The organism is Thermogemmatispora tikiterensis, assembly GCF_003268475.1.
Taxonomy (GTDB): domain Bacteria; phylum Chloroflexota; class Ktedonobacteria; order Ktedonobacterales; family Ktedonobacteraceae; genus Thermogemmatispora; species Thermogemmatispora tikiterensis.
In genome coordinates, this window is the sequence record NZ_MCIF01000002.1 from 1,693,317 (window position 1) to 1,719,810 (window position 26,494).

The following is a 26,494-nucleotide window of genomic DNA, read 5'->3' on the forward strand; positions in this document are numbered from 1 at the left end:
GCAGCGTAGATGTAATGAGGAAACGTCAGTGACGGTGAGCCTGTCATTCCCCAGCGGCATGCATCAGCGCAATCTTTCAGCGAAAGAGTAGGAACCGAGCAATGGAGGAGCCTCAGCATCACAGTGGCAGCGGGCCCGGCAACGTGGGGACTGGAAGAATCACCAGCCGCCTGGACCCAGAAGGGGAAATCTCAGCGGCGAGCACCAGCACAGGACCGGGCACGGCAGAGCAGCACGAAGGAGCGAAGACTGTAGCGAGCCAGGATGAGGGTCTGCAGTTCGTCGTCGTCGAGGGCATGCAGGTCGGGCGTGGCGTCGCCCGTCTCGATCCACGCGATATCGAGGCTTTGGGTTGTCAGCCAGGCGACATTGTCATGATCACCGGCGCGCGGACTACCGCCGCCAGGTTGTTACCCGGCGTACCGCAGCAACGCGGACAGCGCATCATCCAGATGGATAGCCAGGTACGCCAGAACAGCGATGCCGGCCTGGGCGAGCGCGTCACGGTGCGCAAGGCACGGGTGCAGAGGGCAGAGAAGATCACGCTGCTCCCCCTAACCCGCGGGGCCCCCATTCAAGAGAGCGACTTGCAGTACATCGCGCGCTACCTGGTGGGCCTGCCCGTGGTCACGGGCGATCTGCTCCGCCTCAACCTGCCGGGCACGGCGAGCCGCGAATTTTTGATTATTAGCACGGTGCCCGCTACACCCAGCTATCCCTCTCGCCGCTCGCAACTAGAGGGTACTGCCACCGCCCCCTTGGCCGAGCAGAACGAGCGGGCGGAGGTCGAAGCAGTTATTGTTCAGCCTGGGACGGTTGTGCGCGCTCAGGCTCGCGGCGCCGGTCGCCCCGGCGGATTAGGGCGCGTCAGCTATGAAGACATTGGAGGGCTGGGCAAGGAGCTGCAGCGCATTCGTGAAATGATTGAGCTGCCCCTCAAGTACCCGGCGGTCTTTGATCGCCTGGGAGTGGAACCACCCAAAGGGGTACTGCTCTATGGCCCTCCGGGCACCGGCAAGACGCTGATCGCCCGCGCCGTCGCCTCGGAGACGAACGCCGCCTTCTTCGTCATCAACGGGCCGGAGGTCATCAACAAGTTTTACGGAGAAAGTGAGTCCCGCCTGCGGGAGGTCTTTCAAGAGGCTCAGCGGCGCGCTCCCAGCATCATCTTTATCGACGAGCTGGACGCCCTGGCGCCACGCCGCTCCGAAATGGGGGGTGAGGTTGAGCGCCGCATTGTCGGTCAACTGCTGGCCCTGATGGACGGCATGGCCTCGCGCGGCCAGGTTGTCGTCATTGGAGCCACCAATCAGCCCAACGCCCTCGACCCGGCGCTGCGCCGCCCAGGTCGCTTCGACCGCGAAATAGCCCTGCGCGTACCTGATCTCCACGGACGTATGGAGATCCTGCGCATCCATACACGCGATGCGGCCCTGGCGGACGACGTTGATTTCGCTCGCCTGGCTCAACTGACACCTGGCTTTGTAGGGGCCGATCTGGAGGCGCTCTGTCGGGAGGCAGCCATGATCGCGCTCCGCCGCGTGCTGCCCTATATTGACTATCAGAGTGGCTATATTCCGTTCGAGACCCTGGTGAATCTCAACATCACTATGGCCGATTTCCAGGCCGCCCTGCGTGAGATTGAGCCATCGACGACCCGCGAGGTCTATGTTGAGGTCAGTGAAACGACCTGGGATGACATCGGCGGGCAGACTCAGGCCAAGCAGCTGCTGACCGAGGGCGTGGAGTGGCCGCTGCGCTATCCCGAGATCTACAGCAAGGCTAAAGTTGAACCACCCCGCGGCGTGTTGTTGGCCGGTCCCCCAGGTTCCGGGAAAACGCTGTTGGCGCGCGCCCTGGCCAATCAGTGCAACGCCAGCTTCATCTCCATCAAAGGCCCTGAGCTCCTCTCAAAGTGGGTAGGCGAATCTGAGAAGGGTGTGCGCGAGATCTTCAAGCGTGCCAAGCAGGCGGCTCCCTGCATCATCTTCTTCGACGAGATCGATGCCCTGGCGCCGCGCCGTGGGGCCGAGCTGGACAACCACGTTGGAGACCGCGTGATCGCGCAGCTGCTGACGGAGCTGGACGGCATCGAGGGGCGTACGGGCGTGATTGTGCTGGCTGCCACCAACCGGCCCGAATTGATTGATCCAGCCTTGCTGCGTCCGGGTCGCTTCGATTTGATTGTCGAGCTGACCTATCCCGATGAAGCTGATCGCCAGGCGATCTTCTCCGTGCACACGCGCGGGAAACCGTTGGCGTCCGATGTCAGTCTGGAAGAGCTGGCCCAACTGACCCCAGGACGGAGCGGCGCCGATATTGAAGCGATCTGTCGTCGCGCCTCCATGCTGGCCCTGCACGACTGGATCGAGCCGCGTCTGCAACAAGTAGGCCGCGTACAGATCAGCGAGGAGCCGCAGGAGTCGAAGTCGAAGGCCCCCAACACGGTCGGCCCCACCACCCAGACAGCTCAGGCAAGCGGAGAGGAGAGCCGCTTCTCTATCCGCCGCGAACATTTTCTGCGCGCGATCACTGAACAGGAAGAGCGCTATCAGTCCCAAGCCAGACTGGAGGCCGAGCGCACTCGTCGCGACGAGGCTCGACAGCGCCTGCTCGACCTGGCCGCCAGCTACGGCGGCCTCGGGAATGCTTCTCCACAGACCGCCCTCCAGCCACCAGTACTGCGCGGCTGGCGCCTCTGGCTGGCCCGCCTGCTCGGACTGCTGCCGCGCCGCTCCCAGACCGGCTCACCACCACCCGCCGCCTGAAAGGAGACGCGGGCAAATTCAGCCGCTCTCAGGCAAGAACGCATACGTCACGAAAGCCAGAGCGGACACGAGGGGAGAATCCCCGAGGGAGCTGCCAGAGGCACTCTTTCCTCTCCCCTCGTTTGCTCCGGCGTCCGGTCTCTTTCCGATCCAGGAGCTAAGGGCATGCATCAGAGGCACCAGGCCCGATGATCAAGGCGCCGCCTCCCTTTGATGCGAGGACTGGACGCTTGCAGGCCGCCGAAGAGACGCCCGCTGGGAGTACAATCGCCTCTTTTGAGCAGTGTTTGCTCAATACATTGAGCAGGCATACGCATTAACACTTGATAAAGCTGGGCTGCTTCTCCCTTGGATCAAAGGCAAAGACATGTCAATACAACTACTTCGACTCCAATCAAAGTTAGCTGACTGGGATAGTTAGCGTGTGATATAATATAAAGGAGAGTGTGAGCATAGCGAAGGGAGACAACATTGTCGCTGTACTCATCAGACACCAGCTCTGCAGACTCCCGGAAACCGGTCGTCGCGGCCTACCTGGAGGTCATTCGCCTGCTTGACGACCGTGTCGCGCCTCTCCTGGGCAAAGTGACCACGCGTGTCCTCGTTCAGGGCGCGGCCCGGCGAGTAGCGGAGAAGTACCCATTTCTTCACTTTCTTGAGCGTATCCCATATACTGAAGTTACTCCAGCGATTGCCCAGGAGCAGCTTGGTGGCCAGTCTCCGCAGGAGTTGACGGCAGCCTTGAATGCTCTTCTAGAGGAGTGTTTTGCGGGCTTGAAGGAACTCACTGGCGACCTGATTGTTACTCCGCTTCACGATGAGGTGACCCGCCAGCTCCAGCATATGTCGATCATACAGTAAACAGAAAACGGCCTGGCGTAGCAGCGAACAATGGAGAAGAGCAGCGTGCAGTCTCAGTCGACACTCCCAGATGGCGCGTACCGCTCTTCCAGAGGATCGGGGGAAGATCGGCTGGCGGTTCTTCGCCATGAGATGGAGTATCTCAATACCATTGGGAAACGCTTCGTCGCTGCCAACGATCGCTTCCAGGTCCATCGTGCCTTGCTGGCCACGTTACAAGAGTTATACAGTTTCTCCGCCTGTGCTATTCTGCTCAAGGGCCAGCATGGCGACCCTTTTGAACTCTCTATCATCCCCCGTTATCCACTCAGCTCCTCCTTTCTCCAAGAGATGATCCAGCGTATCGCCCGCGCCGCCAACATCATCGATTTCCCCCATGTGACGCCCGAGGAGCTGGCCGTAGCCGCCTATTTCGACGCCCCCGACGACCTGGCTCTGATGGAGCCACAAACCACCGTCGGCAGCAGCGAGATCGGTGACTTCCTCCACCTGCCGCTGGCCGTCGAGGACCGCATCATTGGCCTGCTCAGTCTCTTCCATGAGCGCGAGGGCGTCTTTGATACTCAGCTCCTGCAGCTAACACGTATCATCGCCGACTACGCCGCCATCGCCCTGGAGAATATGCGTCTGCGTGAGCGCGAGCAGGCACTCTGGCGAGAAGCCGAGTTCGAACGGCGCCGGCTGGAGCTGATCATCAGCAGCATGGCCGAGGCCCTGCTGATTACCAATGCCCAGGGAGCCATTGTCTCCCTCAATCGCTTTGCCGAGCAGCTCTTCCAGCAGGCTGAGATTGATACCCGTCTCGAACCCGGTGTGCCTCTCCGTCAGCTTGCTGCTCGCAGCAATGTACCCTGGCTACGCGAACTGGCCCACGTCGTCGACCAGGCTCTGACCGGGCAGACGATCAAGAACCAGGAGCTGATCATTGGTGAAAGTGGCGAGACCGTCCCCCTCACTTTGAGCATCAGCGCGGCCCCACTGAGCCAGGATAGCCATCACCCGTTGCCCGGTGGCGCCGTCGTGGTCCTCAACGACATCACCGATCGCAAGCAGATCGAGAAGCTTAAAGACGAGTTCGTCTCGGTGGTTTCGCATGAGCTGCGGACGCCGCTGACTGCCATCAAGGGCTACACCCAGCACCTGGTCCGGCGCCTGGAGCGGCGTCTGCGCCAGCAGGCGCGTGAGGGCCGCGACCAATCTGAGCTACCGGAAAGTTACGATCTACGCAGCCTCTACATTGTACAAAGCGAGGCCGAGCATCTGGAGCGTCTGGTCAGTGATCTCCTCGACCTATCGCGCGTGCAATGGGGACGTCTGGATTTACAATACACCCCTTTCTACCTGGCTGACCTGTTAGCCGAGCAGGTGCGCCTGGCCCAGGCCAATACCGAGCAGCACATCATCCAGCTCGATCTGCAGGTACAGGACAGCAAGGTAATCGCCGATCGCCAGCGCATTGCTCAGGTTGTTGGCAACATTCTGGACAACGCCATTAAATACTCGCCCCAAGGGGGACATGTCATAGTGCGGCTGGAGAGCGCAGGAGAAGAGTTTCTGATCAGCATCAGCGACGAAGGCATTGGAGTCAGTCCTGAATACCTCGATCATATCTTTGAGCGCTTCTATCGCGTCCGCAACGCTGCCAGTCGCCAGTATTCGGGGATTGGTCTGGGTCTCTATGTCGCCCGCGCTATCGTCGAAGCTCACGGAGGCCGCATCGGCTACGCCAGCAATCAGAGCGGGATGGGCAGCACCTTCTACTTTAGCCTGCCGCGGATCCCTAACCCAGCCGAGAAAGGGTAACGTCGCTGATTGACCGCGAACGGGGAGTCCAGCTCGCCTCAGCGCCTGGCCTTAGCCACTTCTTCCTCGCATCACGCATGACAGAGAGCTTTAGCGCTTGACCAGCAACTTCGCAGCCAGCGCGGCGACCTTTTCTTCACGCGTTCCCCACTCCTCTCCTCCCATGCCACTCCGTGCCAACCGGCACGCATCTCTCCTAGAAGGCTTTCAACAGATCGGTTGGCGTTGCCTGGAAGCGGTCCAGCAGGTAAGAGCGACCGAACGGAGTAAAATGGATGGTGGCCCAGCTGGCTCGCAAAATCTGAATATGGCGCAAGACACGGGCCTCCCCCCACAGCGGGTAGAGCAAATCACAGAGTGCATTCACAATATCGCCGGTGCTGGTGATGAGCACACCGACCAGCGTCACCCCAATCATCAAGAGCAGATGATGGGGAAGAGCAACCGGGCCGAACGCCGTAAAGAAGCCAATATAGACCATGCTGCCTGAGACCAGCGCGGGCAGGAGCGCCTCTAGCACAATATAAAAGCGCGACGGCTCACGCACAAACAGGGTGGTGATCCCCAGCGGACCAATGGCCCAACCGATCAGCTGATCGCGCCGCAAGAGCGCCAGCAACAGATGAGATCCCTCAACCAGCAGCAGCCAGAGCAGCACAAAGGCAATCAAGCCCGGTAGAGAACGAAGCTGGATACTGGCCAGTATCCCCGGCATGCTCATCCTCCTCGAACGTCGTAAACAGCGACACCAGAAACCTCTGTTTGTATTGTACGCCCATGAGATGCCTGCCGACAACAGGACTTCGCTATTCTTCCCACCCTCCTTTGCCAACCAGCGGCACGAAGACACAACCACCAAGCGAATGCACCTCTTGCCCGCTAAACGTGCGCCGTATGACCAGCAGCTCCTGATGGTCATGGCTGCCAACAGGGAGCACCAGGATACCCCCCTCAACCAACTGGGCAACCAGCTGCTGAGGAATCTGCGGAGCCGCAGCGGTGACCACGATCCGGTCATAGGGCGCAGCATCCGGCCAGCCCAGCGAGCCATCTCCTACAAAGACGGCAACGTTGCTCAGGCCCAGCTGCAGCAGCCGCCTGGCCGCCTGACAAGCTAGTTGCTGGTAGCGTTCCACCGTTACGACAAAGCGCGCCAGACGTGCCAGAATAGCCGCCTGATAGCCCGAACCAGTTCCAATCTCCAGGACACGCTCCTGACCGCTCAGCTGCAGAGCCTGGGTCATCGTTGCCACAATCAGGGGCTGAGAAATGGTCTGACCGCAGCCAATTGGAAGGGCCTGATCAGCATAGGCCCACTGACGATGATGGGGATCAACGAATAGTTCGCGCGGCGTCGCCTCAATGGCTGCCAGCACACGCTCATCATGGATGCCAGCGCTACGCAAGCTCTCTAGCAGAGAACGGCGCTGCGTCTCAAGATCACGAGCCATAGCATTTCAGGACGGAGTGAGGAAGGAAAAAGGCCTGGCCTTCTCTATCAGGCACGACATACGAGACTCATGTCCCAGGCAGGGAGAGGCGCAGAGGAAGAGCGCAGTCAGCACAAATAATCCTCCCTCGGCTACTGGTCGGCTCACAGAGCCTCAGCCTTCTTCGAAGACTAAGCTGCACACTTCAAGACGAGACGCGCGAGGGTACCCATTTAGAGTCTAAAGCCTGTTGAAACAGACGTCAAGGAGAGCAGGGAACAATCTGCTGCCTCTTCTTATTCTTAAAGGCCGGCAATGAGCGGAAAAGCCTGTGATCCAGGCCACCAGTCAGCGCGGAAGGATGCAGAGCGGGCTTACAGGCTTACAATACCTCTCACAGAACACAAACGGGCATAAAAAAAGTGGGCGCTACTGGGCTCGAACCAGTGACCTCTTCGGTGTGAACGAAGCGCTCTCCCACTGAGCTAAGCGCCCTTTACTTCTCATAACCGTGGTGACCGCCGGCTTTACCATGGCCTCTGGCTATCACCCAGCTCTCTGGTATAGCTACTATAGCACTCCGAGCGGGGCTTGTCAAGTAGCGAGAGGGGATATCAGCAGCAAGTGCCAGAGCGTACTTGCACGCGGCCTCATCAGCCAGCTAAAGACGCCGGCGGCGCGGCCTTTCCCGACATCTACCGACCGACAGAAGAGGAGGAGCAGGACCGCGGGGCCGCGGCAGGCACGATAAGCGGTCTGGTGCACCGCTCGGAGTGCAAAGGCAGGTAGCATGCAGCAGCGTCAAACGCGAGAGCGACAGCAGACGAGCAAGCAGGAATGGAGCCAGCTGGCAGTCATCATAGCTCGTTAGGGGCCTTGCGCATCGTGGGGAAGAGAATCACATCACGGATGGACTCCTGATCGGTCAGGAACATGACCAGGCGATCCACGCCGATGCCCAGCCCGCCCGTGGGCGGCATGCCCACCTCCAGCGCCTCCAGAAAGTCCTCATCGAGCACTTGCGCCTCCACATCGCCGTGGGCACGCTGGCGCATCTGATCCTCAAAGCGCTGGCGCTGATCGAGCGGGTCATTCAGCTCAGTAAAAGCGTTGCCGATCTCCAGACCGCCCAGAAACGGCTGAAAGCGCTCTACCAGATCAGGCAGCGAGCGATGACGCTTGGCCAGCGGTGAGACATCCAGGGGATAATCAACCAGGAAGAGCGCGCGGCGCAGCGGCTCGGCTCCCTGGCGGAACATCGCACTCTTCAGTTCATCGATCAAACGGCCTCGACCCAAGGCGGGATCGACCTCATAGCCGCGAGCCTGCATCGCAGCGGCCAGGCTCTCTCGATCGGGATAGCGATTCACATCAATCCCGGTAAACTCCTCGATCGTCGCCAGCAAAGGCAGGCGCGGCCAGGGAGGCGTTAGATCCACCTCGTAGCCCTGGTAGCGAATGCGGGGCGTCCCGCAGGCCTCCAGTGCAATCGCATAGATCATCTCCTCCGCCAGGCGCATCATGTCCTCATAATCGGCATACGCCTGATAGCACTCCATCATCGTAAACTCGGGATTATGTGTGCGATCGATTCCCTCATTGCGGAAATTGCGCCCGATCTCATAGACTCGCTCGAAACCACCCACAATCAGGCGCTTCAAATACAACTCCACCGCAATGCGCAGGTACATATCGCGGTCTAGAGCATGATGATGGGTCACAAAGGGGCGTGCCGTAGCACCGCCGTAGATCGGCTGCAAGATCGGTGTCTCCACCTCCAGAAAGCCGTGCTCATCGAGGAAGCGGCGCATCGCGCGAATCACGCGGCTGCGCGTCACAAAGATCGGCTTCACCTCATCCCCGTTGGCCAGCAGATCCAGATAGCGCTTCCGCTGGCGCAGCTCCACATCTTCCAGCCCATGGTATTTCTCGGGCAATGGGCGCAAGCCCTTGGCAATCAAAGCAAACTCCAAAACGTGGAGCGTGCGCTCGCCGGTGCGCGTGTGGAAGAGAAAGCCTCGCACCTGAATAAAGTCGCCGATATCCAGCAGCCGGACTGCGCGATAGGCTTCCTCACCGAGATCGTTAATGCGGAAGTAGACCTGAATACGGCCAGTGCCATCCTCAATATGGGCAAAGGCTACCTTGCCCATCTCGCGGAGCAAGCGGATGCGTCCGACCAGACAAAAAGAGTGCTCCTCTCCCAGCCACTCATCGAAGTGCTGCAGCACCTCGGCAATGGTATGGCTGCGCTCTACATGGTTGGGATAGGGATTAATGCCGCGCTCACGCAAAGCCTGCAGGCGCTGGAGCCGCACACTTCTTTCATCAGCCATAACGCTCTTGGAAACTCCTCACAATGGTTTGCCGCTATTTTAGCAAAATTCCGGGCCAGTGGATAGCAGGGAGAGAGAAAGACCTGGTGACAGCTCTCCCCCTGATTGGGAGCAAGCAAAGAGGAGGGCCGCACAAGAGAAGGCGGCCCCGAAAGACACAGCGGCATACTCCATCCTGGCTGGATCAGAAGACGAAAGCACTCGGGGAGGAGAAGCAGAAATGCTCTCGTCGCAGGGGGAGAAGCTCATTCACTCGATGGCGAGGACCGTGTACTCTTTGACGCCACCAGGGGTAGAAACCATGACCAGATCGCCCACCTTATGGCCAAGTAAGGCTTTCCCGACCGGAGACTCGTTGGAGATGCGGCCAGCGCTCGGATTCGCCTCATAGGCGCCCACAATCGTATAGCAAGCCTCACGCCCGTCGCTGCTGCGCACGCGCACCACTGATCCCAGCGTTACCTCGTCGCTCTGGACCTTCTGAATCGTGCGCGCGGTGGCGAGCATCTGCTCTAGCTCATAGATCTTCCCTTCGAGCCGGGCGTACTCCGTCTTGGCCTCCTCATAGGCCGCATTGTCGTTGACATCGCCCCCCTCCTTGGCATCGTGCAGGTAGCGTGCAACCTCAGCCCGCTTGACAGTACGCAGGAACTCCAGTTGATTCAGAAGACGTTGCCGGCCATCCTCGGTCAGATAGACGCCCTGTGTCTCCATCCTATGTTTCCCTCCATTGTCTGCAGGAAATCTCTCATCTACTACCAGAGTCTCAGCCTGCCTACAACCTGCCGCGCCACAATACGGGGAGAGCGCCAACAGAGAGTAAGCAGCTTCTTCAAGAGAGAGCCGGTCCAGGTCTCTAGTGTTCTGGCCGGTTTTGCCTGAGTAAACGCTTGGGAGCAGAGCAGGCGAGACAGACAAAGTATGTCACGACAGCCTCCTCACGCCTGGCAGCGGGCCTGACGGCCAGAGCCGCTCATTCAGGAGAGAGATGCCCTACATCTCCCCAGGTGACTGTCACCCGCTCGCCCGAGCGGCAGCGCAGCAGCAGCTCTCCGCTCTCATTGACCTCTTCCGCCCAGCCTTCGAGCTGACGAGCACCTTGCTGAATGCGCACCATGCGCCCTAACGTCTGCAAGCGGCTGCGCCAGCGCTCGCGAATATGCCGGGCTACCGGCAGCGAGAAGAACGCCGCCGAGACAGGGGGCATCAAGAGCGCGGATCGTTCAGCGAGTGCTCCCACCTCTTCCTGCAGGGCGAGATAGGAGTCCTCTACATGCTCCAAAAGCTGAGCAATAAACACCTCGCGGCTCAATGAGCGACCGCACTCGGTCTCTAGCGTTGTCGGCGTCGGCGCTTGAACCAGCGGAGCTGACGCAGCCGCAGGAGCCTGGGGGTAGGACTGCACTGATCCGCCCTCACTCTGCTCAATCGCTAAATCTTCACTGCGTCCATTGACATTGACGCCGATGCCTAGTACGGCCACTAAACGACCCGCTCGATCAGAGCTGGTCTCGATTAAAATACCGGCAACTTTACGTTCGCCAATCAAGACATCATTGGGCCACTTGATACCAGCGACGAGGCCAGCGGTATCAGCGATGGCATCCAGCACGGCCAGTGCGGAGAACATAGCTACCAGTGGAAGCGGGAAGCGGGGATAGAGCACCAGCGACAAGAGGACATTGCACCCGGCTACGTCAACCCAACGGCGGCCCTGCCTGCCGCGCCCAGCAGTCTGACTTTCTGTAAGCACCACCAGGCCCTCCAGGCTCTCGCCAGGCACAGCCTCGACGGCACGCAGCATTGCCAGCGTATTCGTTGAATCGACCACCGGGACATAGAACAGCCGTGCCTCCCCCCTAGCGATCAGGCGAGTACCTAACATCTGCCTCAGTCTATCGAGATGCAATCGTGCGCTGTTAGCCATCTGCCCTTGTACACCCCTGCTCACCTCGCTACCATACCCCTCCTCCCCTTTACCTGAGAACCTGGACCTCCCGCCGACGTCCCGGCAGCCCCCTCTCCCCTCCGACACTCTATGCAATAACTCTGGCTCACTTCCCCCCCCCCTCCATTCCACTTTGCGCCGCCGTTGCCGTTCTGAATAAACCAGCTCATCCCGGCCTGCCTGACTCAGGCGCCCTGTAAAAAGACACCCGCGGGCACCAGGCCGGCTGGTAGCGACAATCCAACGACTTCTACACGCTCTTTCTGGCATGCATCGGAAGCGAAGAATGTGATAACACTACCGACCGGCACAGGTCCTGCGGTAAAACCATACAGGCGGGAGCTAACCGACTTTCCAAGCGGGCCTGGTTGTTTCCCACCTTCCGGCTGAGGGCCACACTTAGGAGGCACCCCTCTCTTCCCGATTGGTGTGGCTGGTTAACTCGCCACCTGTGTGGCACTGTCGTTCAGGCATGTGCACACCACCTCCTTTCATTGCGCTAATTGTAACATCGCATTTCAGGTGCTGTCAAGCTTTTCGTTGAAATTTACTTGAACACCTTTTCCTTGAGCTTTTCGACCAGAAGGCCAATGTCAACAGGAACGATCAACCGTGCGGATTTTAAGAGTTCTTTCATGCCCATGCGCAGGTTCTCAATGCTTGAAATAATATACAATAAGATTGGTCCAGGAAAGGAGGAGTTCTGCTATGGCCATCGAGCGTACTGCCCATCCTTACATTGTTCGTGACTCCGCCATCTACGGCGGAGAACCGATCATCGAAGGCACGCGCACTGGCGTGCGCCATGTGATCCTGCTCTTCCAGTCGGGCAAAGATCCTGAAGAGATTGCGCGCATCCATCGTCTGAGCCTGGCTCAGGTCTACGATGCCATCAGCTATTTTTACGACAACGAAGAGGAAATCGAGCACTATATTCGCAATCAGTCCTGGGAAGGCGACTGAGAGACGGCCCCCTGGCTGTTGACTTCCCTGCGCTTGCCGTTGATTGACGCTGGTGCCTGTCCGACTCCGGCACCCTCTATTTTGTGCCTGCCAGGCTTTTGCCAGGCGATGGTGAGCGAGATCACAGCCGGGGCGGGATGTTCATTGCGGCTGGTCTAGCCACACCGCTGCTTCACGCGCTATACTGTTACATAGTATACTGGCGAAAGTCAGCCTGGTTGAACTAAAGGTGAGTGGCGTAGGGTAGCTCTTTCCTCCTCTTCGCCACTGCCCGCAGGGCTGTTCTTGCCCTTCATCGCACGACCGCACACCTGTCCCTGTCCTGGTTTCGAAGGCCGACGCCGACGCTTCGACACTCGCCGGCACAGCTCTTTCCTCTTGCAGTCGAGGCTGCTGTGCCCTCATTAGCCAGAGCGAGCCAGTCAGCGCGGCCTTGGCTTCTCGCTTGTCCTGCACCCGTCCACGCTCAGACGGCGGCAGAACAGCGCCTTAGCTCCTCAATGTACCCGTCCGCTCAGTCGCGCTCACGAGTCCTGTGAGGAAGACTTGGAAGAGAAGCAAGAAAGGAGGACCTGATAGATGCAGCAATACAGCGATCTGCTGATCGATGCCCTCCTGGATGAGGGATTCACGGTCGAGGAGGCCAATCGCCTGATCGAACTGCGCGAGGCATACGAAGAGCAGCTTGCCCGCGAGGAGATACCCTATCAGCGTTTCATGTCCTGGCTGATCGAATATGGCCACCTGAGCGATTATCTCTAGCGGGCAAGCCAGGCAGGCAAGGGACGAAATCCTTGTAGCTGCCTTCTGCTGTGAGGTACAATAGCAATGAGGCAGGCAGTAGACTACGGCGCAGCCCCCTGCTGCGCCGTTGCAGTTTCCATGACCAGATGAGCAACCCCGCGCCAAGGAGAGAAAAGTCATGAAAGCGGTTGTTATGGCCGGAGGGGAAGGATCTCGCCTACGTCCCCTGACCATCAAGCGCCCCAAGCCAATGGTGCCGATCGTGGGCAAGCCCGTCATGGAGCATATCCTGAACCTCCTGAAGCGACATGGCATCACCGAGGTCATCGTCACCGTTCAGTACCTGGCGAGCAATATCGAGGACTACTTCGGCAACGGCTCGCAGTTCGGCATGCGCATCACTTACTCTCGCGAGGATGTCCCTCTGGGCACCGCCGGCAGCGTGAAAAACGCTGAGGAGCACCTGACCGAGCCGTTCCTCGTGATCAGCGGCGATGCGCTCACCGACTATAATCTGAGCGATATCATCCGCTTTCATCAGGAAAAGCAAGCGCTGGCAACGTTGACGCTCGCTCACGTCCATAATCCACTCGAGTACGGGGTCATTATCACGAACGAAGATGGCCATATCACGCAGTTTCTGGAGAAGCCTAGCTGGGGCGAGGTCTTCAGCGATACGATCAATACGGGCATCTATGTGCTCGATCCCCGCGTGCTGACCTACTTCGAGAAGAATAAGCCCTTCGACTTCAGCCAGGATCTCTTTCCGTTGATGCTCAAAAAGGGTGACCCCATCTATGGCTATATCGCCAGCGGCTACTGGTGCGATGTGGGAAACCTGAGTGAGTATATGCGCGCCAACGCCGATGCTTTGCAGGGACGGGTTCAGATCGAGATTCCTGGCCGCCATATTGGTAACAGCATCTGGTGCGAAGAGGGCGTGGAGATCGCTGAGGATGCTCAGCTCTATGGCCCGGTCTACCTGGGACACGACTGCAAGATTAAGTCGGGCGCCATCATCCACGGGCCGAGCATCATCGGCCACTATACGATCATCGATGAGCGGGCCCAGGTCGACCGGAGCATCATCTGGAATAACTCTTATATCGGCGAGCGAGCTGAGCTGCGCGGCGCTCTCGTCGGCTCGTCGACGAGCATCAAGAGCAAGGCGGTGATGTTCGAAGGCTCGGTGATCGGCGATAACTCGATCGTCCAGGAGGGCGCCATTATCCAGCCCAATGTGAAGATCTGGCCCGATAAGGAGATCGAGACCGGCGCTGTGGTCAATAACAGCATTATCTGGGGCTCGCAGGGCAGACGCGGCCTCTTTGGGCGCTACGGGGTAACGGGTCTGGTCAATATTGATCTGACTCCCGAGTTCGCCGCCAGCCTTGGCGCAGCTTACGGAGCCATTCTTCCCAAGGGCAGCATCATTGCTGTCAATCGCGATTCATCACATCGCACCTCACGAATGATTAAGCGGGCGATCGTGGCCGGCCTCCCCTCGGCTGGCATCAACGTCCACGATATTAATCAGGTCCCGATTCCGGTGGCTCGCTACTATGTGCGCAATACCGAGGCCGTCGGCGGTATTCATGTGCGCCTCTCTCCTCACGACCCGCGCATTGTCGACATCAAGTTCTTTGACCAGTACGGCCTCGATATCAATAAGGCGACCGAGCGCAAGGTGGAGAACCTCTACTTCCGCGAGGACTTCCGCCGCGTCTACATCGACGACCTGGGGTCGATCGAGGTCCAGGAGAATGAGCGCGTGCTCAATCTCTATCTGGAGGGCTTCCACAAGGTGGTCGATGAAGGGCTGATCCGTCAGCGCAAGTTCCAGATCGTGATGGACTATGCGCATGGAAGTACGACTCAGTTGCTGCCCGGCATCTTTAACCGCCTCGGTGTGGATGTCATTATCTTGAATACAAGCGCCGATGAGTCGCTGGTCACGCGCACGAAGGATGAGGTGGAGCGCGATCTGCAGCGCCTGGCCACGATTACGGCAGCCCTCCATACCGATCTGGGTATCCGCATCGATCCGGCTGGTGAGCGGATCGCAGTGGTGGATGACCGCGGGCGCATCCTGGACGGGATGAAGATGCTGGCGGTGATGACGAGCCTGATGTTGCGCCGCTTCCATCAGGCGACGGTGGCGGCCCCGGTGACAGCCCCCAGTGCCCTCCAGCATATTGCTAAGCGCTACGACGGCCATATCCTGCATACGCGCGTTCTACCTCAAGCCCTGATGGCAACGGCAAGCCGCGAGGGAGTGGTGCTGGTCGGTGACGGCGAGGGCGGCTTCATCTTCCCGGAGTTCCTGCCCGCATTCGATGGTATGATGGCTGTGGCAAAGCTGCTGGAGCTGCTGGCTTACTTTGAGGCGAAGCTCTCTGAGGTGGTGGATGATCTGCCGAGCTACTACTTGAGCCGTACGCGCGTGGCCTGCCCCTGGGAGCATAAGGGCAAGGTCATGCGTATCCTGAGCGAGCAGTATCGCGAGCGACGTGCCAAGCCGATCGATGGGATTAAGATCGACCTGGGAAGCAAGGAGTGGGTACTGGTGCTGCCAGATGCCGATCGGCCTCTCTTCCACGTGGTGGCGGAATCGGAGTCAAGCGAACAGGCCCAGGCTCTGGCTGAGAAGTATGCCCGCGTGGTAAGCGGCTTGCAGCAGTAGCTCCCTACCCGCCCGGCAGCTCCCGCTATCTGCAAGCCGGCCAGAGATGCAGCACAAGGGGGAACGCTCCGACCTTCTATTTTCGCTTTTTCTCTTCGGTTCCCCCAGCTTGAAACAACAGGCCCCGTTGCGGTGGAGGGAATGGACGCAACGGGGCTGATGAGTTCGGTGTCCGGTCCAGTGCCGCCGCTGTCGCTGCACCAGCGTGGGAAAGAGGTTGCTGTCTTCCAGTTGCCGGAGCGGCCCTCCCACTCTCTGGCCGCCACCCTCTTAGCCAGAGGACAGGCTGTACTGGCATCTGGCGAACAGCCGCGCCCTGGCCTGGTTCACGCGCTAGGCCGAGGCCGAGGCAGCCAGACGCGAGGCCGACGCCGCTTCTACGGACCGCGCCAGGACAGGCTGGAGCGGTACAGGTGGCAGGTTGTGACCCAGGCTGGCGCAGATGCTCTGGGCGGTACGCCGTATCCCCTCTTCCAGATCGACGCTCGGCTGCCAGCCAAGGAGTTGCCGCGCACGGCTGTTATCGAGAGCGATGGCTGCTCCAGTTCGTCCACGCTCGCTCAGATAGAGGGGTGGGACTTCGCTGGCCAGTAGGGCGGCGGTCCGCTGATAGAATTCTTCAAGGCTGAGGCCGCTGCCACTGCTGATGTGAATGGTCTGGTTGCCGCCGCGCTCGAGAGCCAGCAGGTGAGCCTGAACTACATCGGCGATGTAGATATGGTCCCGCCTCTCCCCCTGCGGGGCGCGAATGACTACCCGCCTCTGCTCTAGCAGGCTGTAGATGAATTCGGTTAAGGGATGTTGAGCGGTTTGTCTGTCGGTTTCTCCATAGACATCAGCATAGCGCAGAATAACATGCTCTATTCCATAGTAGCGGCTATAGTAGCGAATATACCATTCTCCGGCAAGTTTGCTAATGTCGAGAGGACGCCGTGGGCAGAGCGGGGCCTCCTCGCTGAGAGGAAGGGCCTGGCCTTCTCCAGCATAGAGGTCGTTGCCGCCAGAGGCAAAGATAATGCGACCAACGTTGGCCGCTATGCAGCCATCAAGCAGGTTGAGCAGGCCATGCAAATTGACGTCAGCATCGGTTAGCGGGCGCTGGCCAGGCAGTAGCGCCGAACGACAGGCCGCATGATGGCTGACAATCTCGGGACGCTCCATCTGGAGCACTGCGTGTAGCCGCGGGTCTCGAATGTCTAGCTGGTAGAAGCGCGCGCGTGGATCAAGGCGCTCCCGTGCGCCACTGGCCAGTGAGTCAATGACTATGACCTGATGGCCAGCATCCAGACAGGCGCGAGTCAAGTGCGCCCCAATAAACCCAGCTCCGCCAGTGATGGCGATCTTGACCAAGTGTGTCTCTCCCTTCTGTCCTTGCTTGGCTTGCCGCTGTCTCGATCGGTGGCTCTCTGCTATCTCTAGTGTAGCGCTGATCTCTATTATATAGATATATATGTATCTATACGACAAAAAGCGATATGATCGTATATAGCAGTTTTTCAATGGCCAGAATGACAAAGAGCGACGACGGCTGGCCACGATGAGGACAGTTGATCGACCTGCTTCTGTAAGAGAAAGGCCAGAGGTAAGATAGAGTGGGTTGTGTCGGGCAGGGCTGGCAATGCTGGCAATCCACAGGCAGCTAGCCTGTAATCGCTGGGCCGGCTGTCCGCCTGCTATGCTTCTTGCATTGCCGTCTCAGAGAAGACGGGAGATAATCTAGACTGACGTTGGCCCGCCGCAGTGAGAGGAGCTGCGCCGGCGGGGGGGACGGCGCAGGTCGTAAAGCTCAGGTTCCGCTCACTGTGCCAGCCGCCGCCAGGCCACAGCGCTTGTCTCGCTAACCGGCGGCGGCTGGTCCTCTATGAGGCAGGGGTTGTACCTCTCATGAGCGCATCCAGCGTGGACTTCTTGATACGGTAAGCCTGACGCTTGCCACGGTGGGGGAGGGTGATCGCCTCCAAGGCTCCGCTCTTGATCCAACGACGCACCGTTGTATCGTCCACGCGCAGACGGCGCGCAACTTCACGTACCGTGAGCAGTTCTTCCAGATCCTCAGCCATAGCAGTCTCTCCTACTCTTTGGGATTAGCTCGTAACAGGCGCGATCACCAGCGTTCCTCTGACACCCCTGGCGCGCCGCCCTCCCCTCGTTGAGCGGAGAGAGCTGCGTCGCCTTCCGGTCAAGCCGGGAAGGGGTGCCATCTGGCGATTCACGAGCAGACGTTTTTTCGGTCCCTCTATACGAGAGTATATCCCTGGGGGTAGCATCCTCCCGTGAGGCCAGAACAGTTGAACGCTGTCTGCCAGTTAACTACACTATACAACTACGCACAAACGTACTAAAATGGAGCAGATGTCAGGTTGGCGTCTACCTTCTCCCGCTGGAAGCGAGCGGTCGCTTCGACTGCCAGATTGGATTGCGTCAGGCAGAATGTTCTCTGAGGAGAGAGGGAGACAGGCGAGCGATCGACTTGCGAGCGGTCCAAAGGACTGGAAAGGGCCTTTTTTGATGTCTGTGACCATTCTGGTCGTCAGTGATCTTCACCTTGCGCATGGTCAACAACCTTTTGAGGGCTTTACCGAGCAGCAACAGCGTGCCTGGGAGGAGTTTCTGCAGGCGGCCTCTCCTGGAGGCACACTGGTCGAGGAGCGGGCAGATGAGACGGTTGAGCTGGTGATCAATGGCGACTGCTTTGATTTTTTGGCGGCTGCTCCCCTGCGGCATGATCGCACTCGGACGGTAGCTCAGGCTTTGGAGAAGCTAGAGCAGATCATTGCCGCTCATGGAGCGTTCTTTGAGGCGCTGGCCCAGTTTTTGAGGCAGCCCCAACGGCGTGTGACCTTTGTGCCCGGCAATCACGATATTGAACTGCTCTTCCCGGCAGTCCAGCAGCGCCTGCGCCAGGCGGTGGGTTGGCCCGCGGCCTCAGAGGAGCGGCTTCGCTTCTGGCCCCGCGCGCGCTATGAGCCGCTGTCGACGATCGCTATAGAACATGGCAATCTGTATGATTTCTGGAATCATCGCAGTGCCGGGTTGTGGGCTGCCAGTGGCGAGCCACTGCCTCCCCCGGAAGAGATTCTTCTCTCCGCGGGTTCGTGGTATTATCAAGAGGCAGGGGCGTTGATCCATCGCCGTTTTCCGTATTTCGACCACCTGGAGCCATCGCTCAGCTATCCGCGCCAGATGGCGCTGCTGAGTCTCTTTGCTCCCGAGCTGCTGTGCGAAGTGGTGACGAACCTCGTCGGGCTGATGAGCCGTCCACGTCAGCCTTTGGCTGGCTTGAGCCGAGGCGAGGAGCACGTGGCCCTGCGCCTCTTCGAGGAGGCGATGCAGGATCTGGCCGCCTTCCAGCGCGATATGGAGCGTCAGAAAAGCGACTGGCAGCCGGTGCCAGGTTGGGATGAGCAGCGGGCTACGGCAGCTACGCTGGAGGAATATACGCTTTTGCGGGAGGCGCTGGCCCAGGCGAGCGAGCCGACAGCGACGGAGAGGACGCTGCTGGAGGCCGTGGCCCGCATCTTTGGAAGGCCAGCGGCGCGCCGGGCAGGCCCAACCGGCGCTGGTATGCAGGCCCTACTGCAGCGTGAGCCTCGCCTGCGCTATGCCCTGGCCGGCCATACTCATTCGTGGCTCGTAGAGTCGCTAGCCAAGAGCCGCCAGTCCTATCTGAATACGGGCACATGGACGCGGCGCCTGGCGCGGCCTGCACCGGAGGAGATCACGCCCGCGACCTTAGCCTGGCTGCGCTCCCCAGATTGGCCACCGACGCCGACCACTTCGCCGCTGCGCGAGGTGACACAGTATACGTTCGCGCTGATCCGCGCCAGCGATGACGGGGTCCAGGCTACGGCCAGCCTTTGCGCCTGGGAAGTTCGTTCTCAGCCAGCTTACCGGGTCCTGGTAACAGCCACCTTCTGAGAGTAGTGCGGGTAGGATGAGATGGTGACGGAAGCCAGCAATAAGCATACAAGTCGTGAGAGAAAGCTGGGGCCTGAAGGGTTGAGTAGCAGGTATGAGTGAGAGTGACATTTCCAGAGCACCGGGGAAGTCTCGGTGTGGTGAGAGTGGTAAAAAGCTGCTCCTGGTCGACGGGCATGCCTTGATCCACCGAGCCTTCCATGCGCTGCCCGAGATGCTGACGACGAGCAGCGGCGAAGCGGTGAACGCGGTTCTTGGCTTCGCCAGCATGCTGCTGAAGGCACTGGCGGAGGTGCGTCCGGACTATGTGGCCGTGACCTTCGATCGCTCAGTGCCTACCTTCCGTCATGAGGCGCTTCCCACTTACAAGGCGCAGCGTCCCTCGCTACCACCAGTGATGCGCTCGCAGTTTGAGCGTATCCGTGAGCTGGTTCATGCTTTCAACTTTCCCGTCTATGAGCTGGACGGCTTTGAGGCAGACGACCTGCTCGGAACACTGGCGCGTCAGGCAACGGAGCAGGGTCTGGAGACCATTATTCTGACCGGCGATATGGACACGCTACAGCTGGTCGATGACTGTGTCCGCGTCATGGTGGCCAAACGCGGCATTAGCGAGGTGACAGTCTACGATCGGGCCGCGGTACAAGCGCGCTATGGCATTGAACCGGGCCAGCTACCGGATTTTAAGGGACTGGTCGGTGACCCGTCGGATAATATCCCCGGCGTGCCTGGGATTGGAGAGAAGACCGCCAGTCGGCTGATCGCCACCTACGGCAGCCTTGAGGCAGTGCTGGAACACCTGGCCGAGCTGAAACCAAGGGAGCAGAAGGCCCTCAGCGAAGCACGCGAGCAGGCCCTTCAGAGTAAGTACCTGGCCACGATCGTACGCAATGCCCCGGTGCAGCTTGATCTGGCCGCCTGCGATATCAGGCGCTTCAATCGCGAGAAGACGCTGGCTCTCTTCCGCAGGTTGGAGTTTCATTCGCTGGTTGATCGGCTGCCCGGTCCCGACGGTACCTTCGGTGATACGAGAGGCGGCGGCCAGGCGAGCGGCCAGGGGCAGATCTTGGTTCCCGATGCAGGGCAGCCAGGGCCTGATTTTGCTGAGCAGTCCACGAAGGCCCCGAGCGGGGAGGAAGCCCACGCAGGGCAGTCCGCTCCTCTGGGTATCGTGCCTATCCTGGAGCCTCCCCCTCCACCAACACAGCTCACTCAGACCGGTGAGCCCGCGCTAGCCGCGGAACTCCCCCTGACTTCCCAGGAGGCCGCCAGCCAGTCGCCGTCTCAGCCCAGAGATCACGCCCAGGTGGAGCAACTGGCACTCTTCGAGTTGCCAGCCCAGGCAGAGGTGCGCCATCTCCGCCTGCCTGCCATTGAGGATAGTCTCCCTCTCCTTGAGCCGGCCAGTGAGAAAACAACCAACACGCTGCTGATCACCAGCGAGGAGGCACTGACGGTTCTGGTGCACAGCCTGCACCAGGCAGGAGCCTTTGCCTTTGACATCGAGACTTCCTCTGAAGACCAGTGGCGGGCCGAACTGGTCGGGCTGGCTTTTAGTATGGCCCCCGGCGAGGCTTACTATGTCCCTATTGGCCATCAGCAGACGCTCGACGGCGAAGAGCCACCGGCCCAGCTTCCTTTACCGCTCGTCCTGGAGCGGTTGCGCCCGGTGCTGGAAGATGCCCGTATTGCTAAATATATGCATAATGCGAAGTACGATCTGCTGGTGATGGCGCGCTACGGTGTACGCATCCAGGGATTAACCTTTGACACGCTACTGGCGGCCTATCTGCTGGACCCTGGCCGACGCGGCCTGGGACTGAAAGAGCAAGTTTTCCAGCGCCTGGGCTATGTGATGACCCCTATCTCTCAGCTCATCGGCAGCGGTAGCAAGGCCATCAGCATGGCCCAGGTTTCGGCAAGGCGTGCCGCCGAGTATGCCGGGGCCGATGCAGACATGACGCTGCGTCTGGTAGCCCCCTTGCGACGCGACCTGCAGCGGCACGGCCTGTGGAAGCTCTTCGAGCGTATAGAGGTGCCACTTGTGGAGGTGCTGGTTCAGATGGAGTTGCACGGTGTGGCCCTGGATGCCGACTTCCTGCACGATTTCGGCGAGCGCCTCAACGAGCAGATTCGCACCCTGGAGCAGAAGATCTACGACGCTGTCGGACATCGTTTTAACATCAATTCAACACGGCAGCTGGCCGAGGTCCTCTTCAGGGAGCTGAAGCTGCCCACAGGGCGCAAAACGCGTACCGGCTATTCTGTGAGCGCCGAGGTCATCGAGAGTCTCAAGGGCCTTCATCCGGTGGTTGATGCCTTGCTGGAATACCGCCAGCTCACTAAACTGAAATCTACTTACGTCGATGGCTTGCTAACCCTAATGGACCCCGTGACCGGGCGCGTGCATACCTCGTTCAATCAGGCGGTGACCTCCAGCGGGCGGCTGTCGTCTAGTAACCCCAATCTGCAGAATATCCCTGTGCGGACGGAGACCGGGCGCCAGATTCGGCGCGCCTTCATTGCTGACCCGAGTTACCTCCTGCTCACTGCCGACTATTCTCAGATCGAACTACGCATTCTGGCGCGCATTACGGGGGAGAAGCGTCTGGTGGAGGCTTTCCAGCGGGGCGAAGACATTCATACGATCACTGCCGCCTCTCTCTTCCATGTGCCGGTGAGCCAGGTTACGCCCGAGCAGCGCCGCCTGGCCAAAACTGTGGTCTATGCCATTCTCTATGGTCAGTCAGCATTCGGATTGGCTCAGGTGACCGGCATGAGCAACGCTGAGGCCAGCGAGTTCATCAAGCGCTATCACGAGACCTTCCCCGAGGTGCGGCGCTACGTGGATGCGACCTTGAACCAGGCCTACAAGCAGGGCTATGTGAATACGCTCTTCGGGCGCAAGCGCTTCCTGCCAGACTTGCGAACTCTCAGTGGACCGGAGCGCCAGGCTCTGGAGCGTGAGGCGATCAACATGCCCATCCAGGGCACCAATGCGGACGTGATCAAGATCGCCATGATCCGTATCCACCACGCGCTACAGGAGCGTGGCTTGAAGGCACGCATGATCCTTCAGGTGCATGACGAGCTGGTCTTTGAGGTACCAGTAGAGGAGCTGGAGACAACCCGCCGCCTGGTGCGGACCATCATGGAAGACATTCCAGAGATCACGGAGAAGGTCCCGCTTAAGGTGGAAACCAAAGTGGGGCGAAACTGGTACGAGGCTGCTCCCGCTGAGTAGCCCGCCGGCGCCCCGTTGAGTCGCTGCCGCCATAGGAATGCTGGCGGTATGATCTCGCTTGCGAACGCAAAAGGAGAGCCATCTGTGCAGCTATCACGTCTTGTTCAGAGTCTACCCCCATATCACTTTGCCGAAACACAGAAGAAGCTGGCCGCCCGCCAGGCGGCAGGGGTTGATGTGATCAACCTGTCGATGGGCGATCCCGATCTACCCGCGCCCTCCACCGTTATTGAGCGCCTCTGTCAGGCGGCCCACGATCCAGAGAACCACCGCTATCCTGAGTATCGCGGCTTGCGTGCCCTCCACGAGGCCTTTGTGGCCTGGTTCCAGCGGCGTTTCGGAGTGACGTTGACTCCGGAGGAGGAGACGTTGCCCCTCCTGGGATCAAAAGAGGGATTAGCCTACGTGGCGGCGGCAGTGCTCAACCCGGGCGATGTGGCCCTTGTGCCCGATCCCAACTATACCGTCTACGTGACAGGTACAACCAGCATCGGCGCTCACCCCTATTTGCTGCCGCTGCGCGAAAGCCATGATTATCTGCCCGATCTGGAAAGCATTCCTTCCCCGGTGCTTCAACAGGCCCGCCTTCTTTGGCTGAACTATCCAAACAATCCGACCGCCGCCTGCGCCGACCAGGCTTTTTTTGAACGCGCCGTCGCTTTCGCTCGCCGGCACGACCTGCTCATCGTACACGACATGGCTTACGCTGAGGTCTATTTCGAACAGCGCCCACCAAGTATTTTGGAGATCCCGGGGGCGCGCGAGGTAGCTGTTGAACTGCACTCGCTGAGTAAGACCTATAATATGGCCGGGTTCCGCGTCGGCTGGCTCGTTGGCAATCGCGAGGTAGTGGACGCGGTGGGACGGCTCAAGAGCAACATCGATAGCGGTATGTTCCGTCCGATCCAGCACGCGGCCATCGCGGCTCTGCAATTGCCCGATTCCTGGATACAGGAGCGCAACGCTGTCTACCGCCGTCGCCGTGACCTGCTTGTGGCAGGCTGCAACTCCCTGGGGCTGCGCGCTCGCCAGACGCAGGCTGGCCTCTACGTCTGGGCCGCGGTGCCGGAGGGCTTCAAGGCCCGCGATTTCGCAAGCTGGCTCTTTGATCAGACCGGGGTGCTGCTGACTCCCGGGTCAAACTTCGGCGCCGCTGGCGAGGGCTACCTGCGCATCTCTATGACAGCCCCCGAGGAGCGCATCGAGGCCGCGCTACAGCGGATGAAGACCGCTCTGCGCGAACTACCACGCCCCTGAGATTCTCACCGGGAGCAGGCGGTCGGGCGTACCGTCCGCAGGTTGATGCTTCCTTTTAGACGCGGCCTCGCTTGGCCAACGCTTGTGCAGCGACAATAGCGATGGATGGAGAGATCAAGAGCAGGATCGGGGAGGCAGGCGCGCACCAGCAGCGGAGCTTGCTCGGGAGCACTCCGGCGGCGCTCACGCCTCCATTTTAGCGCCAGGGGAACGAGGGCCATGATGCAACAGTCTGAGACAAGCGCAATGAAGCGCACTTCACTGAACGCATGGAATCTCTCGCTTGGTCGCGCCATCTGCGGCGACGTTCAGGCGGGCCTGGAGCGCGAATGGCTGGTCACGAACGGCCTCGGCGGCTACGCCGCTGGCTCGCTTCTTGGAGCCACTACGCGCAGCTATCACGGCCTGCTGGTCGCCGCCCTTCGCCCGCCGATTGAGCGTTGGGTACTCGTGACGAAGGTCGATGAAGAGCTTCGCCTCCCCCAGGGCCCGGTCCTGAAACTGGGAGTCAACGAGTACCACGATGGCACGCTTGACCCGCAGGGAATGTCGTACCTCGACAGCGTCTGCCTCGAAGGCGACATTCCCTGCTTTCGTTATCGCCTGGGAACCGCTCTCATCTTAGAGAAGCGCATCTGGATGGAATACGGGCAGAATACCACTTATGTCCAGTATGCCCTGCACGGTAGCTATGACGAAGGCGGTGAGCAGGAGCGGGAGCCATCGCTGCTGACGCTCCTGCCTTTCTGTGTCGCGCGCAGCCATCACAGCACGCTGCGTGGAGATCCCGGCTGGCATTTTCAGGTCGAGCAGGATGGGAACCGCTACCGCATCCGTGCCAGCGCTGACACCCCTGTCTATCAGCTGATCGTCGGTCCCTCAGCTCGCTTTGAGCCACGGGGACTGTGGTATTGGCGGGTCCTCCACCGTCACGATCGCGAGCGTGGCCTGCCCTGTGAGGAGGATGTCTATCTGCCTGGCATCTTCCATCTCCCGCTGATGCCCGGCGACCGGGTGACGCTTGTATTGAGTGCAGAGCAGGAACCGCCTGCCACCCTGGGCGGCCCGCAGCATGAGGAGCAGGTCGCCCAGGCTTATGCCCATCATCGTCGCCGCCTCAAGCAGCTTCTTGCTGTGGCAGACCGTAGTGTTGAGGATCTGGCGCAGAGCGATCCTGTCCGCGCCCGCCTGGTAGTGGCCGCTGATCAGTTTATCGTGGCTCGTCCGCAGTACGTGCTCACGCCTACGGGGAAGCGCTATTTGCAGCTCTCGCCTGATCATAAGACGATTATCGCCGGCTATCCGTGGTTCGAGGTCTGGGGGCGCGACGCCATGATCGCTCTGCCCGGTCTGCTCCTGAGCACCGGTCGCTATAGCGAGGCCCGAGGGCTGCTCAAGGCTTTCGCCTCTTCCGCCAATCAGGGCTTACTGCCGAATCGCCTTCCCGAGAACGCAGCGGCTCCGGAGTATAATACCGCCGATGCTTCACTCTGGCTTTTCCGCGCACTCGATCGCTATCTGGCCGCCACCGGTGACTGGACCTTGCTTAAGGAGTTGTTTCCCGCTCTTGAGGAGATCTTACAATGGTATATGCGCGGGACGCGCTTCGGTATTGGCATGGATCAGCGCGACGGCCTGCTGTTTGTAGGGCTGGGAACCAGCGATCTGCAGCTGACCTGGATGGATGCGCGCGTTGACGGCTGCCCGGTGACGCCGCGTCGCGGCAAGCCTGTGGAGATCAATGCGCTCTGGTACAATGCCCTGGCTTGCATGGAGAGCTGGGCAGTGCGTCTGGCTGTTGACGCTACGCGCTACAGTCAGTTACGCATCCAGGTGCGCAAACATTTCGCCGAACGCTTCTGGTACTCCGAGGGAGGGTATCTCTACGATGTGGTGGACGTCGATGGAGAGACGGGCAAGAACGACAGCGCTCTGCGTCCTAACCAGCTCTTCGCAGTGGCTTTACCACGTCGTTTGCTGAGCGATGAGCAGGCGCGCAGCATTGTCGAACGGGTGAGAGCCGAGCTGCTGACACCCCTCGGGCTGCGTACACTCAGTCCTCGCGATCCTCACTATCGCTCTCGCTTCAATGGCGATCAACGCCAGCGAGATAACGCCTATCACCAGGGGACAGTCTGGCCTTGGCTCATCGGCGCCTATATCGATGCCTACCTCCATGTCTACAAGGACAACCAGGCCCTTTTGCCCTTGCTGGAGCCTCTGGTGCGCCACCTCTGGGATGCCTGCCTGGGAACAATTAGCGAGGTGGCCGAGCCGGAGCCTCCTTTCACACCTGCTGGCTGCTTTGCCCAGGCCTGGAGCGTGGCCGAGGTGCTGCGCTGTTGGACGCTGGTCACCGAGTAGACAGTCGGGAGAATCTGAACGCGTATCTCCCTGCCCTGATGGGAATAAAGTTCCCCTGGTCATTGTTTCTAGAGGGTGGAAAGGCCAGAAGGAGGCCAGCCAGTGTAGCGTATGACTGGCCCGCCAACCACCGCCAGTGTGAGTTGGCTCGCCAGGTAGACTGGCTGGCTGGCAG

17 protein-coding genes and 1 tRNA gene are annotated in these 26,494 nt (G+C 59.9%); 10 read left to right on the forward strand and 8 right to left on the reverse strand.

All coding sequences use genetic code 11. The features are described 5' to 3' along the window. Nucleotides 1–101 precede the first annotated feature (101 nt). The 3 genes from A4R35_RS06835 (at nt 102) to A4R35_RS06845 (ending at nt 5,432) form a co-directional block, all read left to right on the forward strand. Complete coding sequence (locus A4R35_RS06835; protein WP_112427779.1) at nt 102–2,768, forward strand: CDC48 family AAA ATPase; 2,667 nt, start codon at nt 102–104, stop codon at nt 2,766–2,768. Between the two features lie 471 nt (nt 2,769–3,239). After that, nucleotides 3,240–3,629 carry a hypothetical protein gene (locus tag A4R35_RS06840; protein WP_112427781.1) on the forward strand — a complete coding sequence of 130 codons (390 nt, stop codon included), beginning with the start codon at nt 3,240–3,242 and terminating at the stop codon, nt 3,627–3,629. 132 nt (nt 3,630–3,761) lie between these two features. After that, nucleotides 3,762–5,432: an ATP-binding protein gene (locus A4R35_RS06845; RefSeq protein WP_189361429.1), complete on the forward strand. Its 1,671-nt coding sequence runs from the start codon at nt 3,762–3,764 to the stop codon at nt 5,430–5,432. A 196-nt stretch (nt 5,433–5,628) separates the two neighbouring features. Here A4R35_RS06845 and A4R35_RS06850 read toward each other — a convergent pair whose 3' ends face one another. From A4R35_RS06850 to A4R35_RS06875, 6 genes are all read right to left on the reverse strand, one after another. Next, nucleotides 5,629–6,147: a hypothetical protein gene (locus A4R35_RS06850; RefSeq protein WP_112427785.1), complete on the reverse strand. Its 519-nt coding sequence runs from the start codon at nt 6,145–6,147 to the stop codon at nt 5,629–5,631. 91 nt (nt 6,148–6,238) lie between these two features. Further along, the gene (locus A4R35_RS06855) at nt 6,239–6,883 is read right to left on the reverse strand and encodes a protein-L-isoaspartate(D-aspartate) O-methyltransferase (RefSeq protein ID WP_112427787.1); all 645 of its coding nucleotides are present in this window, start codon (nt 6,881–6,883) and stop codon (nt 6,239–6,241) included. Between the two features lie 402 nt (nt 6,884–7,285). Continuing rightward, nucleotides 7,286–7,357 (reverse strand) — tRNA-Val (locus A4R35_RS06860). 362 nt (nt 7,358–7,719) lie between these two features. Next, nucleotides 7,720–9,198, reverse strand: coding sequence for a lysine--tRNA ligase (gene lysS, locus A4R35_RS06865; RefSeq protein WP_112427789.1), 1,479 nt, complete (start codon nt 9,196–9,198; stop codon nt 7,720–7,722). 249 nt (nt 9,199–9,447) lie between these two features. Continuing rightward, nucleotides 9,448–9,912 (reverse strand): transcription elongation factor GreA, encoded by a 465-nt coding sequence (gene greA / locus A4R35_RS06870; protein ID WP_052888503.1) that lies wholly within the window; start codon nt 9,910–9,912, stop codon nt 9,448–9,450. A 259-nt stretch (nt 9,913–10,171) separates the two neighbouring features. Further along, nucleotides 10,172–11,083 (reverse strand): biotin--[acetyl-CoA-carboxylase] ligase, encoded by a 912-nt coding sequence (locus A4R35_RS06875; protein WP_189361431.1) that lies wholly within the window; start codon nt 11,081–11,083, stop codon nt 10,172–10,174. A 771-nt stretch (nt 11,084–11,854) separates the two neighbouring features. Between A4R35_RS06875 and A4R35_RS06880 the strand changes: the two genes are divergently transcribed. From A4R35_RS06880 to A4R35_RS06890, 3 genes are all read left to right on the forward strand, one after another. Further along, the gene (locus A4R35_RS06880) at nt 11,855–12,109 is read left to right on the forward strand and encodes a DUF433 domain-containing protein (protein WP_112427794.1); all 255 of its coding nucleotides are present in this window, start codon (nt 11,855–11,857) and stop codon (nt 12,107–12,109) included. A gap of 579 nt (nt 12,110–12,688) precedes the next feature. After that, nucleotides 12,689–12,871, forward strand: coding sequence for a hypothetical protein (locus tag A4R35_RS06885; protein WP_112427796.1), 183 nt, complete (start codon nt 12,689–12,691; stop codon nt 12,869–12,871). Between the two features lie 160 nt (nt 12,872–13,031). Next, nucleotides 13,032–15,536 carry a mannose-1-phosphate guanyltransferase gene (locus A4R35_RS06890; RefSeq protein ID WP_112427799.1) on the forward strand — a complete coding sequence of 835 codons (2,505 nt, stop codon included), beginning with the start codon at nt 13,032–13,034 and terminating at the stop codon, nt 15,534–15,536. Between the two features lie 333 nt (nt 15,537–15,869). Here A4R35_RS06890 and A4R35_RS06895 read toward each other — a convergent pair whose 3' ends face one another. Both A4R35_RS06895 and A4R35_RS06900 read right to left on the reverse strand, forming a co-directional pair. Further along, nucleotides 15,870–16,886 (reverse strand): NAD-dependent epimerase/dehydratase family protein, encoded by a 1,017-nt coding sequence (locus A4R35_RS06895; RefSeq protein WP_189361433.1) that lies wholly within the window; start codon nt 16,884–16,886, stop codon nt 15,870–15,872. Nucleotides 16,887–17,395: 509 nt separating this feature from the next. Continuing rightward, nucleotides 17,396–17,596: a helix-turn-helix domain-containing protein gene (locus A4R35_RS06900; RefSeq protein WP_052888497.1), complete on the reverse strand. Its 201-nt coding sequence runs from the start codon at nt 17,594–17,596 to the stop codon at nt 17,396–17,398. Between the two features lie 448 nt (nt 17,597–18,044). On the opposite strand from A4R35_RS06900, the gene A4R35_RS06905 reads away from it, so the two are divergent. From A4R35_RS06905 to A4R35_RS06920, 4 genes are all read left to right on the forward strand, one after another. Next, a complete protein-coding gene (locus tag A4R35_RS06905; RefSeq protein ID WP_189361435.1) occupies nt 18,045–19,454 on the forward strand; it encodes a metallophosphoesterase in 1,410 nt (469 codons plus the stop codon). Nucleotides 19,455–19,548: 94 nt separating this feature from the next. Then, a complete protein-coding gene (polA, locus tag A4R35_RS06910) occupies nt 19,549–22,698 on the forward strand; it encodes a DNA polymerase I (RefSeq protein WP_112427805.1) in 3,150 nt (1,049 codons plus the stop codon). Between the two features lie 84 nt (nt 22,699–22,782). Further along, entirely contained in the window at nt 22,783–23,955 is a 1,173-nt protein-coding gene (locus A4R35_RS06915; RefSeq protein WP_223258238.1) for an LL-diaminopimelate aminotransferase, read from the forward strand. Nucleotides 23,956–24,174: 219 nt separating this feature from the next. Then, nucleotides 24,175–26,319: an amylo-alpha-1,6-glucosidase gene (locus A4R35_RS06920; protein ID WP_189361437.1), complete on the forward strand. Its 2,145-nt coding sequence runs from the start codon at nt 24,175–24,177 to the stop codon at nt 26,317–26,319. Nucleotides 26,320–26,494: the final 175 nt, after the last annotated feature.

Excerpts from the sequence above, each read along its gene's own strand:
- A4R35_RS06835 (WP_112427779.1), top strand. The coding sequence starts at position 102 with ATGGAGGAGCCTCAGCATCACAGTGGCAGCGGGCCCGGCAACGTGGGG.
- A4R35_RS06845 (WP_189361429.1), top strand. The coding sequence starts at position 3,762 with ATGGAGTATCTCAATACCATTGGGAAACGCTTCGTCGCTGCCAACGAT.
- A4R35_RS06850 (WP_112427785.1), bottom strand. The coding sequence starts at position 6,147 with ATGCCGGGGATACTGGCCAGTATCCAGCTTCGTTCTCTACCGGGCTTG.
- A4R35_RS06855 (WP_112427787.1), bottom strand. The coding sequence starts at position 6,883 with ATGGCTCGTGATCTTGAGACGCAGCGCCGTTCTCTGCTAGAGAGCTTG.
- lysS (WP_112427789.1), bottom strand. The coding sequence starts at position 9,198 with ATGGCTGATGAAAGAAGTGTGCGGCTCCAGCGCCTGCAGGCTTTGCGT.
- greA (WP_052888503.1), bottom strand. The coding sequence starts at position 9,912 with ATGGAGACACAGGGCGTCTATCTGACCGAGGATGGCCGGCAACGTCTT.
- A4R35_RS06875 (WP_189361431.1), bottom strand. The coding sequence starts at position 11,083 with ATGTTAGGTACTCGCCTGATCGCTAGGGGGGAGGCACGGCTGTTCTAT.
- A4R35_RS06880 (WP_112427794.1), top strand. The coding sequence starts at position 11,855 with ATGGCCATCGAGCGTACTGCCCATCCTTACATTGTTCGTGACTCCGCC.
- A4R35_RS06885 (WP_112427796.1), top strand. The coding sequence starts at position 12,689 with ATGCAGCAATACAGCGATCTGCTGATCGATGCCCTCCTGGATGAGGGA.
- A4R35_RS06890 (WP_112427799.1), top strand. The coding sequence starts at position 13,032 with ATGAAAGCGGTTGTTATGGCCGGAGGGGAAGGATCTCGCCTACGTCCC.
- A4R35_RS06900 (WP_052888497.1), bottom strand. The coding sequence starts at position 17,596 with ATGGCTGAGGATCTGGAAGAACTGCTCACGGTACGTGAAGTTGCGCGC.
- A4R35_RS06905 (WP_189361435.1), top strand. The coding sequence starts at position 18,045 with ATGTCTGTGACCATTCTGGTCGTCAGTGATCTTCACCTTGCGCATGGT.
- polA (WP_112427805.1), top strand. The coding sequence starts at position 19,549 with ATGAGTGAGAGTGACATTTCCAGAGCACCGGGGAAGTCTCGGTGTGGT.
- A4R35_RS06920 (WP_189361437.1), top strand. The coding sequence starts at position 24,175 with ATGATGCAACAGTCTGAGACAAGCGCAATGAAGCGCACTTCACTGAAC.